The organism is Streptomyces sp. NPDC059534, from assembly GCF_042743475.1.
Lineage (GTDB): Bacteria > Actinomycetota > Actinomycetes > Streptomycetales > Streptomycetaceae > Streptomyces.
The window spans coordinates 213,359-230,605 of the sequence record NZ_JBHWAQ010000008.1 but is presented as its reverse complement, the minus strand read 5'-3'; the positions used below and the strand labels follow the sequence as shown (position 1 = coordinate 230,605).

General features: G+C 76.0%; 8 protein-coding genes. 4 read left to right on the top strand and 4 right to left on the bottom strand.

All coding sequences use genetic code 11. From position 1 onward, the window contains the following. Nucleotides 1–106 precede the first annotated feature (106 nt). Entirely contained in the window at nucleotides 107–3,043 is a 2,937-nt protein-coding gene (locus ACFVZH_RS13115; RefSeq protein ID WP_384896271.1) for an AAA family ATPase, read from the top strand. Here the strand turns inward: ACFVZH_RS13115 and ACFVZH_RS13110 are convergent. Then, on the bottom strand, nucleotides 3,025–4,818 hold the full coding sequence (locus tag ACFVZH_RS13110; RefSeq protein ID WP_384896269.1) for a serine/threonine-protein kinase: 1,794 nt from the start codon (nucleotides 4,816–4,818) through the stop codon (nucleotides 3,025–3,027). The genes ACFVZH_RS13115 and ACFVZH_RS13110 overlap by 19 nt on opposite strands. Further along, the gene (locus tag ACFVZH_RS13105; RefSeq protein WP_384896267.1) at nucleotides 4,815–6,638 is read right to left on the bottom strand and encodes a hypothetical protein; all 1,824 of its coding nucleotides are present in this window, start codon (nucleotides 6,636–6,638) and stop codon (nucleotides 4,815–4,817) included. Before ACFVZH_RS13105 ends, ACFVZH_RS13110 begins: the two co-directional genes overlap by 4 nt. Before the next feature lie 273 nt (nucleotides 6,639–6,911). Between ACFVZH_RS13105 and ACFVZH_RS13100 the strand changes: the two genes are divergently transcribed. Continuing rightward, entirely contained in the window at nucleotides 6,912–8,972 is a 2,061-nt protein-coding gene (locus tag ACFVZH_RS13100) for a SpoIIE family protein phosphatase (protein WP_384896265.1), read from the top strand. A gap of 18 nt (nucleotides 8,973–8,990) precedes the next feature. Here the strand turns inward: ACFVZH_RS13100 and ACFVZH_RS13095 are convergent, their stop codons facing one another. Then, nucleotides 8,991–9,617, bottom strand: a complete 627-nt coding sequence (locus ACFVZH_RS13095) for a DinB family protein (protein WP_384896263.1) — start codon at nucleotides 9,615–9,617, stop codon at nucleotides 8,991–8,993. 186 nt (nucleotides 9,618–9,803) lie between these two features. Continuing rightward, nucleotides 9,804–10,289 (bottom strand): Lrp/AsnC family transcriptional regulator, encoded by a 486-nt coding sequence (locus ACFVZH_RS13090; RefSeq protein WP_384896261.1) that lies wholly within the window; start codon nucleotides 10,287–10,289, stop codon nucleotides 9,804–9,806. 182 nt (nucleotides 10,290–10,471) lie between these two features. Between ACFVZH_RS13090 and ACFVZH_RS13085 the strand changes: the two genes are divergently transcribed. Then, nucleotides 10,472–12,172, top strand: a complete 1,701-nt coding sequence (locus ACFVZH_RS13085; protein WP_384896259.1) for a serine/threonine-protein kinase — start codon at nucleotides 10,472–10,474, stop codon at nucleotides 12,170–12,172. Nucleotides 12,173–12,383: 211 nt separating this feature from the next. Continuing rightward, entirely contained in the window at nucleotides 12,384–17,159 is a 4,776-nt protein-coding gene (locus ACFVZH_RS13080; RefSeq protein ID WP_384896257.1) for an SDR family NAD(P)-dependent oxidoreductase, read from the top strand. Nucleotides 17,160–17,247: the final 88 nt, after the last annotated feature.

The following is a 17,247-nucleotide window of genomic DNA, read 5'->3' as shown; positions in this document are numbered from 1 at the left end:
CCGACCGACCGGCGGGCCCGCTGTCGGTGGAGTGCCGTACAACTGGGGGCGGGGAAGAGACAGACGGCACACGGCACGGCGTACGACCGTACGAGGGGGACTGTACGTGGACACTTTCGCGGACCGGGGGTGCGCCGACCGCGCGCCCCTCGTCGGGAGGGACGGGGAACTCGACCGGCTCGACGGGCTGTTGAGCCGCAGGTCCGGGGGGACCGGCCCGCTCGCCGTGGACGTCACCGGCGACCCCGGCATCGGCAAGACCCGGCTCCTCGCCGAGTTCGCGAGCCGCGCCCGCCGCCGCGGGACGACCGTCCTGCACGGCCGCCCGGGACCGGCGGGCCCGGAGCGTCCCGGCACCCCCTTCCACGTCTTCGCCGACGCCTTCGCCGACCTGGACCACCGGGACCGCGCCACCGCCCCGGCCCTCGCCGCGCTCGCGGACCTGGTGGAGGCGCCGCCCGTCCCGGCGCCGGAGGGAGGGACGGGCGGCGACCGCCCCACGACCGGACGGAGCGGGCCGGGCGCGGTACGGACCGGCCACGTACGCCGCGTCGCGGCGGCGCTGGGACAGGTCCCTGACCCCGGCCTCCTGCTCGTCCTCGACGACTTCCACGGCGCGGACCCGGCGTCCGTGGAGCTCCTCGACCACCTCCTGCGGCATCCCGGCCGGGCGCCCGTCCTGCTGGTGGTGGCCCGCCGGGAGCGCCAGACCCCGCCCGGCCTCGCGTCGGTGCTGGCCCGCGGCATCGACGCGGGGGCCGTCGTCCCGCTGGCCGTCGGCCCGCTGGGGCCGGCGGACTGCGCGGCGGGACTCGCCCCCGGGCTGCCGCCCGAAGAGGCCCGGGAGGTCCACCGCGAGAGCCTCGGCTTCCCCCTCCATTACCGGGCCCTCGCGGCCACCCGGACGCGCCGGGGCGAGCCGGTCGGCAGGGGCCCGGTGGCCGTGGTCCTCGACGAACTCACCTCGCTCGGCGCGGCGGAACGGGCCGTCGTCGAGGCGATCGCCGTACTCGGCCAGGGGGCGACGGCCGAACTGGTCGCTGCCGTGGCCCCCACCACCGCGGGCCCCGACGGGCGCGAGGAGGCCGACGCGGCGCTGAGAGCCCTGGCCCGCCGCGACCTCGTCCGGCCGGACGACGACGGACACCGCCTCGGTCTGCGCCACCCCGCCCTGCCCGAGCTCGTCCGCGACGCTCTCGACCCCTGGCGGCGCCGGGAACTGCACCGGCGTGCCGCGGCCGCGCTCGCCGAGGCCGGGGCGCCCGTGACCGAGCGGGCCCCGCACCTTGTGCGGGCCGCGACGGCCTGGGACCCGGCCACCGCCGCCGAAGTCGTCCAGGCCGCCGAGCGGGTCGGCGCCGCCGACCCCGCCCGCGCCGCCGACTGGCTGGCCGCCGTCCTCGCCCTGCTGCCCGAGACCCCCGAACACCACGCCACCCGAAGGGAACTGAAGCTCCGGCGGGCCCGCGCCCTGGGATGCGCGGGGCGCGTCGCGGAGAGCCGGGACCTGCTCCACCGGCTCATCGACGAATGCCGCGGTGACGACGACGCCGCCGCGGCGGAGCTGCGGACCTCCGCCGTCCTGCTGTGCGCGTTCATGGAGCGCCACCTCGGCCGCTATCCCGAGGCGGACGCCCTGCTCCGCCGGGAACTGGAGCGGAACCCCGGGCCCCGCTCCGACCTGCGGACCTGGCTCGTCGTGGAGTGGGGCTGCCGGGCCCTCTTCGCCGCCGGGTACCCCGAGGTGCGCCCGGTGGTCGCCGAGACCCTCGACGAGGCCCGCCGCCGGGGCGACGAGGCGGGCACGGCGGAGGTCCTGACCCTCGCCGCGCTCGGCGAGGTGTACGAGGGGGAGACCGCCGCCGCCCGTGCCCACGCGGCGCAGGCCGCGGCCCTCACCGACGCCTTCACCGACGGCGACCTGGCGGGCCACGCCGAGTCGCTGGTACGCCTCGGCTGGTGCGAGGTCTTCCTGGAGCAGTACGCGGCGGCCGAGCGGCACGCCACCCGCGGGGTCGCCATGGCCCGCCGCGCCGGCCGGCCCTTCGCGCTCTCCCAGCTCCTGCTCTGCTCGGCGTACGTCCACTTCCTGACCGGCAGAATCGGCACCGCGCTCGACCTGGCCGACGAGTCGGTCTCCGTCGCCCGCTCCCTCGGCGGAGCCGAACTCCTCGGCTTCAGCCGGGCGGTCCGCGCCACCGTCCTGCTCCACGCCCGTCCCCTGGGGGACCCCGAGCCGCTGGCCGCCGCCGAGGAGGCCGCCGCCACCGTCGGGACCGCGGAGGGCTGGTGGGCCACACAGGCCCGCTGCCTGCTCGGCTACAGCGTCCCGCTCGGCCAGGACCCGCACCGGGTGCGGGAGGTGCTCACGCGCGCCGGGGGCGACCCGGACCTGTCCCGGCTCCAGTCCTCCCTGCGCCCCGGCTACCTCGAACTGCTCTCCGGGGCGGCGCTCGCCGCCGGCGACCTCGCGGAAGCCGGGCGAGTGGCCCGGCGCGCCCGCTCCGAGGCGGACTCCCTCGGCCTGCCCGTCCAGCGGGGCGCGGCCCGGCGCGCCTGGGGACGTGTGCTGGCCCAGCGGGGCGAACCGGCCGCCGCCGCGGGGGCGTTCGTCGAGGCGGCCCGGGAGAGCGCGCGCTCGGGCGCCGTCGTGCGCGAGGCGCACAGCCTGCTCCTCGCCGCCCCTCATCTGCAGGCCGCGGGCGACGGACCGCAGGCCGCGGCGGTGTGGCGGCGTGGCCGACGGCTGGCCGCCGAGAGCGGCGCCCGGATGCTGGTGGACCTCGCCGACCGGACCCGGCCGGGCCCGCCCGCCGCCGGAGGGCGGCTCGCCGTCCTCACCCCGCGCGAGCGGGAGATATCGGCCCTGGTGGCCGAGGGGCTCACCAACCAGGCGGTGGCCGACCGGCTCTGCCTCAGCCCGCGCACGGTCGAGAGCCATGTCGCCCGGGTCTACCGCAAGACGGGAGTGGAGACCCGGGCCGGACTCGCCTCGTTGGTGGTACGGGCCGGGACGGGCGGCGGTCAGTTCTCGCGCGGGTAGGTGGCGATCACCCGGCCCTTCCGGTCGGCGCTGAGATAGGCGGAGCCGTACGTGTCGGAGAGGTAGACGCTCAGGCCGGCGTCGCTGCCGAGGAGTGTCGACGCCGGGGTGACGACGAGATAGCGGCTCGTCGGCTTGTCGACACCCAGCTCCTTGTCGGCGCGCTTGAGGAGCGCCGGCAGGGCGTCCCAGTCGAAGGCGTCCAGGTCCGTCGGCACCGCGCCGGGGAACGCGGTGCCGCCGGGCCCCTGCCGGACGGCCACGTCCTCGCCCCGGTACACGTACCGGTCGTACCGCTTGGTACTGCCCTTGACCAGCGACTCCGCCACCGCGTACTCCGGGTAGACGACGAAGCCGGTCACCTTGGCGCCGCCCGTCGCCGCGTGCACCGCGGCGACGGCCGCCCGGACCCCTTCGGGGGTCAGCAGATCGCGCCGCACCGGTGTCGTCGCGCCCTTCCCCGGCGCGGCGGACGCCGTGGCCCGCCCGCCCGCCGTGCCCTGCTTCGAGGGAGGAGCGGACGTCGGACTGCCGCCGGCCTCGCCCGGCTGCCACTCCCAGGCCATGGCGCCGACGGGGACGCCGATCGCGAGGACCACCACGGCCGCGGATCCCAGGAACCGTCCGGTGCGCCCGCGCCGGCGCCCGCCGACGGTACGCGCCGGGGAGGCGGCGGTCGTCACGGGGGAGGGAACGGCCGACGAGGCGTCGGCTGACGAGGCGGTGGCCGAGGTGACGGCGGCCGACGCGGCGGCGGCCGCCATGACCGCGGCCGGTGCTTTCGCGGGTTCCGACGGCGACGGGGCCGCCAGGTGGAACGAGGTCGTCTCCGCCGGACCGCCCGCGCCCTCGCCTGCGGTCCGGGGGTCCGCCGCTCCGGGGCGCGGCCCGTCCTGCGTCGTCGCCGGCACCGAGTCCCGCACCCCGCCCAGGTCCTGACGTGTCTCCGGGTGAGCCGCCGCGACGGCCGCGAGGGCGCGGTCGAGTTCCTCCGGGCCGGGCCGGGCGGAGGGATCCCGTACCAGCAGGCGGGTCAGGACGTCCGTCAGCGGGCCGGCCCGCAGCGGCGGAGGCACGTCGTCGGAGATGACCGCCGCGAGGGTCGCCAGGGTGTTCTCGCGGCGCAGCGGGTGGTGCCCCTCCACGGCCACGTACAGGAGCATCGCGAGGGACCACAGGTCGGCCGCCGGGCCGCTCGTGCCGCCGCGTATCCGCTCGGGTGCCATGTAGTCCGGCGAACCGATGATGGAACCCGAGGCGGTCAGGACGGTGGACTCGCGGATCGCCGCGATGCCGAAGTCGGTGAGCACCGGTCGGCCGTCGGGCCGCAGCAGCACGTTGGCGGGCTTCACGTCGCGGTGCTCGATGTCCCGCTCGTGGGCGGCGCGCAGCGCCGACAGCAGCCCGAGGCCCAGCGCGGCGGCCTCGGAGGGCGTCATCGTGCCCCGGTCCAGCCGGTCCTGGAGGGAACCGCCGGTGACGAGCTCCATCACCAGCCACGGGAACGTTCCCTCGCCCGCGTCGACGATGTGGTGGATCGTCACCACGTTGGGGTGGTCGATCCGGGCCAGGGCCCGCGCCTCGCGCAGGACCCGCGCGCGCAGCGTCCGGGCGCTCTCGGCGTCGTGCTCGGCCAGGGCGGGACCGGGCGGGATCACCTCCTTGAGCGCCACGTCGCGGTGGAGGGCGAGGTCACGGGCGCGCCAGACCGTCCCCATGCCGCCGCCGCCGAGCCGCTCCGTCAGTTCGAATCGGCCGTCGATGACTCTGTTCACACGCACCCCTGTACTCGGGTCCTCGGAGCGGCGACGGCCTGCGGCCCTGTCCCGCCCACATCGCCGTACACGTTCACCTGATAGCGCCCCGGCAGCCCGTACGGCTCCGGCAGCCCGTACAGCTCCGGCCACGGGCCCGCGTCGTCCGGGCCCGCCTCGTCCGGGCCCGGCCGCGGGGGCCCGGCCTCGCCGCCCGCGCCCCTGGCCTTGGCGTCCGCGTCCCGGGCCCCGCCGTCCGCGTCCCCGTCGCCCTTGTCCCCGCCTCCGGCCGCGCGTCCCCTCCCCCGTCCCTCCTGGCGCCCGTCGACGGGTCCGGGCTCGCGGTGGGTCTCCTCCACGATCGAGTCCACGTCCACGCCCACGCCCATGACCGAGTCCACGACCACCTCCTCGGCGGACTCCTCCAGGACGGCCGACGCCTGCCGGGCCCGGGCGCGCAGCGCGCGTGCCACGGCCCCGTGGTCGCCGGCCGCGCGCCACAGATCGGCCGCCCGCTCATAGGCGCGGGCGGACCGCTCCGGCGACCCGGCCACGGCGAGGGCGTGCGCCGCGCGGTGGACGAGCGCCGCGGCGTGCCGCCGGTCCCGCCACCGCTCGCACCGCGCCGCCGCGCGTGTGTACTCCTGCGCGGCCCGGCCGGGTTCGCCCAGGCACAGCGCGCAGTGCGCGAGCCAGGCCCTCGCCCGTACGAGCGCGGCGTCGTCGCCGCTGCCCGAGAACGCCGCCGAGGACTCCTCCAGAAGGCCGGCGGCCTCCCGGCAACGGCCGCGCTCCGCGTACGCGGAACCGAGCCACAGGCGGGCCAGCGCGCCCAGCCGCGGATCCTCCGCGGCCCCGCCCGCGTGGCGGACGGCCTCCGCGAGGAGCGACACCTCCTCGTCCCCCACGGCCCGCCCGCCCGGCCCGCGGCCCGTGCCGCCGGCCCGTTCCGCGAGCGTCCGGGCGAGCGCGAGGCAGAGCCGGGCCCGGTCGCCGCCGCGGACCGGGGCCGCGGGGCCGCCGGCGCGCAGCGCGGACCGGAGCAGTCCGGCCGCCTCCCGGTGGGCGCCGACGGAGCGGAGTACTCCGGCGAGCAGCAGCTCGTGCCGCACGGCGCCCCACGGCCGTCCCCCGGCGCGCTGGTCCGCCACGGCGGCCCTCAGGTGGACGAGCGCCGCGGCCGGGTCGTCCGGCGCGGTGATCCGGCCCAGGAGCGCCCGGGCGCCGGCGAGCGGGCAGATCACCGCGGGGTCCGCCCGGTGCGGTGCTGCGAAGGCGATCAGGCCCGCGAGCTCGGCACGCAGCACGGCGGCCTCGGCGACCGGGTCGGGCGCGGTGTCGAGGAGGTCGGCCAGGGCCCGGGCGCGCAGCAGCAGCACCCTCGCCGTCTGGGCGGCGGTGGCCTGCCCGGTCCGGTGCAGGACGACGGCCCGCTCGGACAGCTCCGCGAGCTCGGCGCAGCCGGTGGCCCCCGGGGCGGGGCCGGCCAGCACCGCCCGCGCCCGGGAGACGAGCGCCTTGCCGCGCTGCCCGGACCGCTCGTGCAGGTCGGCGGCCCGGGAGAACAGCGGGCTCGCGGCGGGCCGGGCCCTGCCCCGGCAGTCCAGGGCGGTCGAGTCCAGGGCGTCCGCGTGATCCCCCGGTGTGATGGTGCCGCCCGCGCGCCGCAGGGCCGCCGCGGCCCGCTCCCACGCTCCGCCCGCCGCCGGGTGGCCTTCGGCGGTGAGCCGCCGGGCCCGGTGCAGCAGGTCGTGCGGGTCCTCCGGCTCGTCGCCGGCGCCGGGCCGCCGGCCGTACGGACGCGCGCCGGGGCGGAACTCGTCGGGCGCGCGGCTGCTCATACGGAGGGCTCCGGGGAGAGGGGACGGGCCGGACGGCGGTGCGGGGGACGGGCTGGGGTGGTCGGCGTGCGTACGCCAGGGCGTGCGCGGGACGTGCGTACGCAGAGGTCGGACCGACTCTGGCAGGCCCGGGGCGCTCGGCGCATCCGTAGAACTACGGAACCCCCGTCCATCGGCCGGCCGCACTGCGCAGGGCCGCCCGCCGGTGTCTCGGATAGGGTGATTCGGTAGGGATTGCCCCCTTGGGGCCGGGCTGATGCGTAGGTCGATGCGTTGGAGACTGACCAGTCGTCGAGCAGGGTTCCGCAGCCGCCCCGGGCGGCCGTCGGGGACGCCGGCGTGCTCCGCGAGCTGCTGCCGATCGCCCTCTGGCGGGAGGACGCCGACGGCCGGATCGTCGAGTGGTCGCTCGCCGCCCAGGACCTCCTCGGCCACCGCCCCGAACACGTGCTCGGCCTGCTCGCCGCCCCGCTGCTCGTCCCCGACGCCAACCGCGAACTCGCCGACCGGCTCACCCACCGTGTCCAGGCGGGCGAGACCATGGTCGGCACCCTCCCCGTCCGGCACCGCGACGGCCACACCATCGCCATGGAGATGTGGATCGTGCCGGCCGCCGACCCGCAGGGGCGGCCCGGGGCCATGCTCATCGCGGTGGAGACCTCCGAGGTCCTGCGCATGCGGGAGAACCTGGCGGCGATGGAGAGCCTCTTCACCCAGTCGCCCATCGGCCTCGCCCTCCTCGGCCCCGACCTGCGCTTCCTCCGGGTGAACGACGCCCTCGCCCGGATGAACGGGGTGTCGGCGGCGCAACACGTGGGCCGCCGCCTCACCGAGGTCGTGCCCGGGGTCAACGCCGCCTCGCTGGAGGCGCTGATGCGCCAGGTCCTCGGCAGCGGCACCGCCGTCGTCGACGCCCGCCGGGTGGGCCGTACGCCCGCCGACCCCGGCCGCGACCACATCTGGTCCTGCTCCTACGCACCGCTCGTCGACCGCACCGACAGCCGGTCGCTGGGGCTCATCGCCTCCCTCGTCGACATCACCGAGAGCCAGGAGGCGCACACCGAGGTCGAGCGCGCCCGACACCGCTTCGCCCTGCTGGCCGAGGCGGGGGCCAGGATCGGCACGACCCTGGACCTGAAGCAGACGGCCGAGGAGGCGGTCCGCTTCCTGGTGCCCCAGCTCGCCGACTCCGCCGACGTGCAGATGCTGGAGTCGGTCCTCGAACCGGACGACCCGGCCGCCTCCACCCGGGGGGTCCTGCGGCGGCTCGCCGCCCGCTTCCCCGACCCGACCGCGCCCACCGCCCTCCTCGCCCCCGGGCAGACCTTCCAGATCCCCCTGGACTCGGTGTACGAGCAGGTCGTCGTCCACGGCCGGCCCACGAACCTCTACACCTCCGACATCCCGGAGCTCTTCACCGACCCGCGCACCGAGGCCCTGCGCACCTACTTCGCCACCCGTCTCGGCTCGGCGCGGCTGATCCCCCTGGTGGCCCGGGGGCAGGTGCTCGGGGCCGTGACGGTGACCCGGCTGCGGACCCGCGAGCCCTTCGACGCGCAGGACTGCGTCCTCATCGACGAGGTCGTGGCCCGCGCCGCCCTCAACATCGACAACGCCCGCCTCTACACCACCCAGCGGGAGGCGGCGATCACCCTCCAGCGCAGCCTCACCAACAACGAACTCCCCGCCGTCACCGGGCTCGAACTCACCGGCCGCTACCTGCCCGCGAGCGCCCACGACGTCGGCGGCGACTGGTTCGACGTCATCGCGCTGCCCGGCGGCAGGACCGGTCTGGTCATCGGCGACGTCATGGGGCACGGCATCCACGCGGCGGCCGTCATGGGTCAACTCCGCACCGCCGTGCGGACCCTGGCCCGCCACGACATCCCGCCGGCCCGGATGCTCAGCTCCCTCGACGAGGTCGTCGCCGACCTCGGCGAGGACGAGATGGCGACCTGCGTCTACGCGGTCCACGATCCGGCCACCCACGGCTGGGTCATCGCCCGCGCCGGCCACCCGCCGCCGGCCGTGGCGACCCCCGACGGCACCATCACCTTCCTCGAAGGCCCGCCGGGCACCCCGCTCGGCACCGGAGCCCACGACTTCGGCACCGAGGAGGTCGCCCTGCCCGAGGGCGGCCTGCTCGTGCTCTACACGGACGGCCTCATCGAGGCCCGCGACCGCGACCTCGACGAGGGCATGAGCCAGCTCGCCCAGGCGCTCCGCCCCCTCACCCGGCCGCTGGACACGCTCTGCGACGAGGTCCTGGGACAGCTCCTCGCGGGCCCCGCCCAGGACGACGTGGCGATGCTGCTCGCCCGTACGACCCGCTGACCCGGGGGCGGTGACGGGTCAGGCGGCCGCGTGCCCGAGCCGGTACAGGTCCCGGAGCAGGGCGATCTCCGCCCCGTGGTGCAGGAGCTCCTGGTTCACCCACCAGACGACGTCGAGGAAGAGTTCCTCGGAGTCGCCGCCGTGCGGGTAGGTGCTGTGCCCCACGGTGTCGAGCGTCGCGTCGTCGGCGGCCAGGAGGGCGTCCCGCCAGGCGGTGGCGGCCGTGCCGAAGGCCACGACCGCGGTGGCGACGTCCCCGCTGACCGGGTAGTCGTCACGGGTCAGGGAGCGGCTGCCGTTCGTGTGGTCGGCACGCAGCGCGAGCATCTCGCTCAGATGGGAGAGCCGCCAGGCGATCGTCGTGAACGGCGGCGGCGCGGGGTGCGGGGGCGGCGTCGTGTCCCGGCCGAACTCGCCCGCGCCCACGAGGAGCGTGGCCGGCTGCCCCGGACCGTCGGCGTGGCGTCGCACCGACCAGCAGCCGGGACCCGGCTCCCAGAGGTACTCCGCGTCGGTCATCGGGCCGACCTCGACGTCCGTTCCGTTCCCGCTGTCCATCACCGGGCCCGCCATCCGGTCGGTGAGCCGCTGCAGGGCGAAGTCGAACTGGGCGAGGAGAGGCACGAGTCGGGCGGGTACGGTCACGGCGACGCTCCGGATCACACGGGGGCAGGGCGCACGTACCCTCGCACAGGCCGCTGCCCCGTGGCCCCTGAATTACGCCCCCGCCCGTGCCCGTTCGGAGGGGCGGCGGAAGCGGTGCGTCACGGACGAGGTGTCGGGGCTGGATGTCAGGGGCGGGGCGTCAGGGCTGGGTGTCAGGCCGGGGTGTCAGGGCTGGGGCGTTCCGGACCGCCGTCCGACCGCTTCGACGAGCGGCAGCAGGCGGTGCGCCACCCGCTCGCGCAGGGCGATCTCCGTCCGGGTGCGGACCACGCCCGGCAGCTGGATGAGCCGCTGGATGACGTCCTCCAGATGCCCGGCGTCGCGCGCCACCACCCGGGTCAGCAGATCGCCGCCGCCGGTGATGGAGAACGCCTCGACGATCTCGGGCACGCCGGCGAGCGCGTCACCGACCTCGTCGAGATGTCCCTGGGTCACCTCGACGTGCACGAAGGCGAGGACCGGATGCCCGAGAGCGGCGGGGGAGAGGACCGGCCCGGTGGCGGTGATCACCCCGTCCCGCTCCAGCCGGTCGATCCTGGCCTGCACGGTGCCCCGCGCCACCGCCAGGATCCGCGCGTACTCGCGCACGCTCGTCCGCGGCTGCTCGATGAGCAGCCGCAGGATGCGGGTGTCGAGCTCGTCCACCGCCATGCCCCGTCGGCCTCCTCTGCCACCGCCCGCCCGCCCGGCCGAACCGCTGCGAACCGGCCACATCCGTCGAACGTGTGCGAACACATCTGATTCCCGACTGTACCGATGGGCACCTGCCCCGTCCCGTACGGTCGGTGCGTCCGGGCCGTGGGGGCTCCGGGGGCAGGGGGAGCAGGAGCGTCATGACGGGTAAGCCGTGGCTGCGGCCGTTGCAGGGGGACGACCCGGAGCGGCTCGGTCCGTACCGGCTGATCGGCCGGGTCGGGGCCGGGGGAATGGGCCGGGTCTACCTCGGCCGGACCGTCAGCGGCCGTCTCGTCGCGGTCAAGACGCTCCTCGCCGAGGGCGAGGTCGGGGAGTCCGACCGGCGCCGCTTCGCCCGCGAGGCGGCGCTGGCCCGCCGGGTCACCGGGATGTTCACCGTCCCCGTCCTCGACGCGGACGCGGACGGCCCCCGCCCCTGGATGGCCACCGAGTACGTCCCCGCCCCCTCCCTCGCCGAACTGGTCCGCGACGGCGGCGCCCTGCCGCCCGCGGCCGTGCGCTGGATCGCCGCCGGGACCGCGGAGGCGCTGATGGACCTCCACCGGGCGGGGATCGTGCACCGGGACGTGAAGCCGGGCAACGTCCTCCTGCCGCTCTCCGGGCCCCGGCTCATCGACTTCGGCATCTCGCACGCCCTGGACCTGACCCGTACGTCCCTGACGCTCGGCACGATCGCGTTCACCTCGCCGGAGCAGGCGCGCGGGGAGGCGTCCACCCCGGCCTCCGACGTGTACGCGCTCGGCGCGACGCTCTTCCACCTCGCGACCGGCCAGCCCCCTTACGAGCCCGGCGCGGACGCCTTCCTGCTCCTGGCGCGGGTCCAGCGCGCCGAGGTCGCGCTCGACGGCCTGCCCCGCGCGCTGGACGACCTGATCCGGCCGCTGCTGCTGCTCGCCCCGGAGGCCCGGCCCACCCCCGCGGACGTCCTCGCCGCCTTCGAACGCGAACCCGTCGGCGGCAGCGAACTCCTGCCCACCGCCTGGACGTCCCGGATCCGCTCCCACCAGGCGTACGAGCCCCCGACCCGGCCCGACGACCTCCGCCCCGCCGCCCGGCCCGCCGCGCCGCCGGCGCCCGCGCCTTCCGTGACACCTGAGACGCCCGCGACGCCCGCACCCGCCCAGGTGCCCGAGCCGCCCGTGACGCCCGAGCCCTCCGTGATGCCCGAGTCGGCTGGGGCTCCCCAGCCACCGAGGCCGCCCCGGACCCCCCGACCGGTGCACCACGCCACGACACGAACGGCCCCGCCGGAGCGGATGCCGGCCCGGGCCCCGGTGCCGGACGCCGCCCCCGCCCCGGCGGCGCGGCGCGCCCGCCGGTTGTGGGTCCCGCTGGCCGCGGCGATCACGGCAGCGGTCCTCGTGGGCGGCTACGTGGTCTACGACCGGCTCGGCGACGACGACCCGGCGGCGGCGGTCGGCGACTGCCTCTCCAACACCCGTAAGGGGCCGGGGTCCTACACCCCCACCCAGGTGCGCCGGGACGACTGCTCGGCGTCCGGCGCCCGGCTCACCGTCACGGCCCTCCCCGGTCCGGACGGCTCGTGCCCGGACGAGGGCAGGCCGAGCGAACGCCTGGGCACACGGAACCTCTGCGTCGGGCCGCACGTCCGTGAAGGCGACTGCCTCGACGTCACCAAGGGCGTCAGCGGCGTCCTTCCCGTGGAGCTGCTCTGGACGGTACGCCCGTGCGGCGGCACCGCCCCCGAGCTGCGGGTCGTCGACATCGCCGAGTCCGTCTACAACCTGGAGGACTGCGGCCCCGCGTACTCCTCGACCCCCGACAGCCTCCCCTGGACCGAGACCAGCCGCACCGACTACTGCCTGTCGACGGCCTAGGGGGCGAGGGCTCCGGCCCGGCCCGGTCGTGAACGCGGTGAATGGGGCGATTATCGGGGCGCTTAAAAAGAATTCATTTTTTGTTTTTTCGATCCGGCGTCAATTCCTGTGTGCCAGGTCACTTTGTCGAAGGAAAATGATTCTTGCTAGCGGCAGGGGTGCGGGCTAGTGTGATGCTCGCAGTCGGATCGAGGTTCGGTCGCGGACCTCGATGACCGGTTTCAGGGCCGCGAAAGGAAAGAACGTGAGTACTTCCCTGCCCCAGAAGAATCAGGAATCGATTGCTGTCATCGGTATGGCCTGTCGGGTGCCCGGTGCGCGGAACATCAACGAGTTATGGGAGAACCTCGCCCGCGGTCGAGAATCCATAACGACGTTCGGTCGCGAGGATCAACTGGCGAAGGGCGTGCCGGCCGAAATGGTCGACAATCCCGCCTATGTGTCCGCGGCGCCGGTGCTCGAAGGGGCGGATGAATTCGACGCGGGATTCTTCGGGATGTCGCCGAGGGAAGCGGAGATAACCGACCCGCAGCAGCGCCTCTTCCTTGAGCTTTCGCACACGGCTCTGGAGGACGCCGGTTACGACCCGCGGAATTACCCGGGATCGGTCGGTGTGTACGGCGGCTGCGGCCCGGACACCTACCGGTGGCGGAACGTGGAGCGGAACGCCGCGATCCTCGACGCCGCCAACTGGATGGCCGTCTCCGTCGGGAACTACCCCGACCTGCTCACCACCCGCGTCTCGTACAAGCTGGGACTGCGCGGCCCCAGTTACGACCTGCAGACGTCCTGCTCCACCTCGCTCGTCGCCCTGCACGTCGCCTGCGAGGCACTGCTGCGCGAGGACTGCGACATCGCGCTGGCCGGCGGCGCCATGATCGAGCTTCCCCAGGGCGTCGGATACCTCCACGACGGCGGAGTGGAGTCGATGGACGGACACTGCCGCCCCTTCGACGCCCGGGCCAACGGAACGGTCTGGAGCAGCGGCGGCGGCATGGTCGTCCTCAAGCGCCTCGGCGACGCCCTCCGGGACGGCGACACGATCCGGGCCGTCGTCCGCGGCACCGCCATCAACAACGACGGGGCGACCAAGTCCGGCATCACCGCGCCGAGCGTCACCGGCCAGACCGAGGCCGCCCGGTGGGCGCTGGCCCGGGCGGGGGTCGACCCCCGCAGCGTCGGCTATGTCGAGGCGCACGGCACGGGAACCCTGGTGGGGGACCCGGTCGAAGTGGCGGGCCTGAAGCGGGTGTACGGCGCGGACTCGGACGACTCCGGGTGGTGCCTGCTCGGTTCGGTGAAGTCCAACGTGGGCCACCTCAGCCAGGCCGCCGGCGTCGTCGGCGTCATCAAGACCGTCCTCGCCCTCGAGAACGAGCAGATCCCGCCGACCGTCCACTTCACCGAGGCCAACCCCGGCCTCGAACTCGCGAACTCGCCCTTCAGGGTGGCGGCCGCACTCGAACCGTGGCCGTCGGGCGGACAGCCCCGGCGCGCCGGGGTCAGCTCCTTCGGGATCGGCGGCACCAACGCCCACGCGATCCTCGAGGAGGCGCCGGCGCCGCGCCCCACGGAGATCACCCGGGAGAGGCATCTGCTCCAGGTCTCCGCCAGGACACCGGAGGCGCTGGAGCGGGCACTTGGCGACCTCGGGGCCCACGGCAGGGAGCGCACCGGGCTCAACGCGGCCGACGTCTCCCACACCCTGAGGGCCGGTCGCGCCGCGCACCGGCACCGCGCCTTCGCCGTGACCGGGTCCGATGCCGCCGAGCTGTCGGCGACCCTGTCGGACCGCAGCGCCTGGCGCACGGGAGTCGCCGGGAAGACCCGGCCCGACGTCGCGTTCCTCTTCTCGGGGCAGGGCTCCCAGTACGCGGGCATGGCGGCGGACCTGCACGCCCGCGAACCCGTCTTCCGCGCGGCCGTCGACGCCTGCCTCGCCGCGCTGGAGCCCGAACTCGCCGCCGGACTGCGGGAACTCGTCGTGGAGGGGGCCGGCGACCCGGCACGTCTCGACCGGACCGAGCTGGCCCAGCCCGCCCTGTTCGCCGTCGAGTACGCCCTGGCCGCCCTGTGGCGGTCCTGGGGCGTCGAGCCCGGCGCCATGATCGGGCACTCGGTGGGCGAGTACGTCGCCGCCGTCCTCGCCGGCGTCTTCACGCTGCCGGACGCGGTGCGGCTGGTGGCCCGCCGCGGCGCGCTGATGCAGTCGCTGCCCGCGGGAGCGATGCTGTCCGTGCGGCTGGACGACGGCCAGGAACTCGGCGACCTGCCCGACGCCCTCTCGGTCGCCTGCTTCAACGCCCCCGGGGCGCTCGTGGTGTCCGGACCGGCAGAGCCCGTCGACGCCTTCTCACGTGCCCTCGCCGAACGCGGCGTCGCGGCCGGCCGGCTGCACACCTCGCACGCCTTCCACTCCGCCATGATGGAACCGATCCTGGCGGAGTTCGCCGCCGAGGTGGTCGCGGTGACCCGCAGCGCGCCGGCGAAGCGCTACCTCTCCAACGTCACCGGAACCTGGGTGACGCCCGAGCAGGCCACGGACCCGGCCTACTGGGCCGAACACCTGCGCCGTCCGGTCCGGTTCGCCGACTGCGTCGCCACCCTCCACGCCGAGGGCCGCTGGGCCCTGGTCGAATGCGGCCCCGGCAGGCAGCTGGCGAACCTCGCGCTGACGCAGGCGCCCGAGGACGCGGCCCCCGTCGTCACCAGCCTCCCGGCGCCGAAGTCCGCCGTCGACGCCGCCACCACGATCGCCACCGCCGCCGGGCAGCTCTGGGCCGCGGGCCTCCCGCTCGACCCGGAGACCTTCGGGGACCCCGGGCGCAGGGTGCCCCTGCCCACGTACCCCTTCGAGCGGCAGCGGCACTGGGCCGTCCCCGACACCGTCGAGGCCCCGGGCACGGGCGGGCGGGCCGTGGACGACGCGACGCCGCGGCCGGTCGGGGAGTGGTTCCACACCGAGACGTGGAGCCAGGACCCGTCACCGGGGAAGCGGGACTCCGTCGCCCGGCGCGTGCTCTTCGGAGCGGACCCCCGGGCCGAGGAGATCGGCGCCGAGCTGCGGCGTCAGGGCGTGGACGTCTGCCATGTCGGCACCGGAACCTCCTACGAGAAGGCCGACGCCACGCACTACCGGATCGACCCGTCGGACGCGGGCCACTACGAGCGGCTGCTGCGGGACCTCGGAGCCTCCGGCCTGCCCCCGACGGCCATCGTGCACGCCTGGTCGCTCTCCCTGCCGCCGGCCGCGGGGAACCCGGAGGCCACCGAGCGCGCCCAGGATCTCGGCTTCTACAGCCTGATGCACCTGGTCCAGGCGCTCGCCTCCGCCGGTGTCACCGACCCCGTGCACATCGACGTCCTGACCGCCGGCGCCCAGGACGTCGTCGGCGGCGACCTCGGCAGGCCGGAGCAGGCCACCGTCGCGGGTGTCGCCAAGGTCCTGCCCCTGGAAGCCCCGCAGTTCTCGGTACGCCACATCGATCTCGCCGCCGAGCCGGAGCGCGGGGACGGCGCCGGCGGGACCGTGGCCGAGATCCGTCGGCTGCCGGACCGGTCGGAGACCGTGGCGCTGCGGAACCGGCGGCGCTGGACACCGGACTACCGCCCCCTGCGCCTGGAAGGCGCCCCGGACGACGGGGGCTCGCGGGACGGCGGCCCCCAGGGCGGCGGCGCGGAGCAAGGCGGCGCGGAGCACGGTCTGGAAGAGGGCGCGGCAGGTGCCGGGGAACCCACCGGCCTCCGCCGGGGCGGGGTGTACCTCATTACCGGTGGTCTGGGCGGCATCGGCCTGACCCTCGCCGAGGACCTCGCCCGCCGGGTCGGGGCCAAGCTGGTGCTGACCAGCCGCATCGGACTTCCGCCCCGCAGGACGTGGGACCGCTACGTCGCCGCACGGGGCGCGGACGACCGTGCGAGCCGCGCGATCGACGCCGTGCGCCGGATCGAGGCGGCGGGCGCCGAGGTCCTGGTCGTCGCCGCCGACGTCACCAGCACCGAGGACATGCGGGAGGTGCGGCAGCAGATCCTGGACACGTTCGGGAGCCTCGACGGCGTCGTCCACGCGGCCGGCGTACCCACCGGCGCCCTACTGGAGATCCAGGACCCGAAGGAGTCCGCGGAGGTGCTCGCGCCGAAGCTCCGGGGCACGCTGGTCCTGCACGAGGTGCTGCGCGACCTCGCCCCGGACTTCCTCCTGCTGTGCTCGTCGATCACGGCCGCCTTCGGACGGCTGGGCCACGCCGACTACTGCGCGGGCAACAGCTTCCTCGACGCCTACGCCCGCAGCGTGGACGGCGGCCCCACCCGGGTGCTCTCGGTCGGCTGGGACGCCTGGCTCGACATCGGCATGGCGGTGGACCGTTCGGAACCGGCGAACCTCCGCCGGGCCCGGCACGCGGCACGCCGAGGCGTGCCCCTCGACACGATCCCCGCCGACGAGCCCGACGTCGGCATCCGGCCGGCCGACGGCGTCGAGGCGTTCCGCACCCTCGTCGGCTCCGGTGCCCGCGCCCACGTGCTGACCACGGTCCTCCCGGCCCCGGCCGCCCGCGCCGGATGGCAGGTCGACGTCACGGTGCTGGGCGGAGCCCCCGCCATCACGACGGACACCGGCACGCCGGACGCGGGTGCGGAGGGGACGGGGACGGCGACGGCGGACGGGGGCGCGGACGGCTCCACGGGAGCCGGTCTGGAGCAGACCCTCGCGGCCATCTGGGCCGACACCCTCGGCCATCCGAAGATCGGGCTCGACCAGGACTTCGTCGAGCTCGGCGGCGACTCGCTCACCGCCATCCGCCTGCTGTCCCGCATCCGCCAGGCGACACGGGTGAACCTCCCGCGCCGGAGCCTGTTCGACGCGTCGACGGTGCGCGAACTCGCCGCACTGATCGGGACCCTGCGCGAGCAGGGCCCGCAGGAGGCGGCCGCCGGCACCCCGGCACCCGCCACCACCATCACCCGGGTCGCCCGCCCCCGAGGCTGACCGGCGGGCCCGACGGGCCCCGGCAAGCCCGGCCTCCGCGCCCGGAGCCCCCGTGCCGCTCGCCGGCACGCGCGGAGACCCCGCCGCA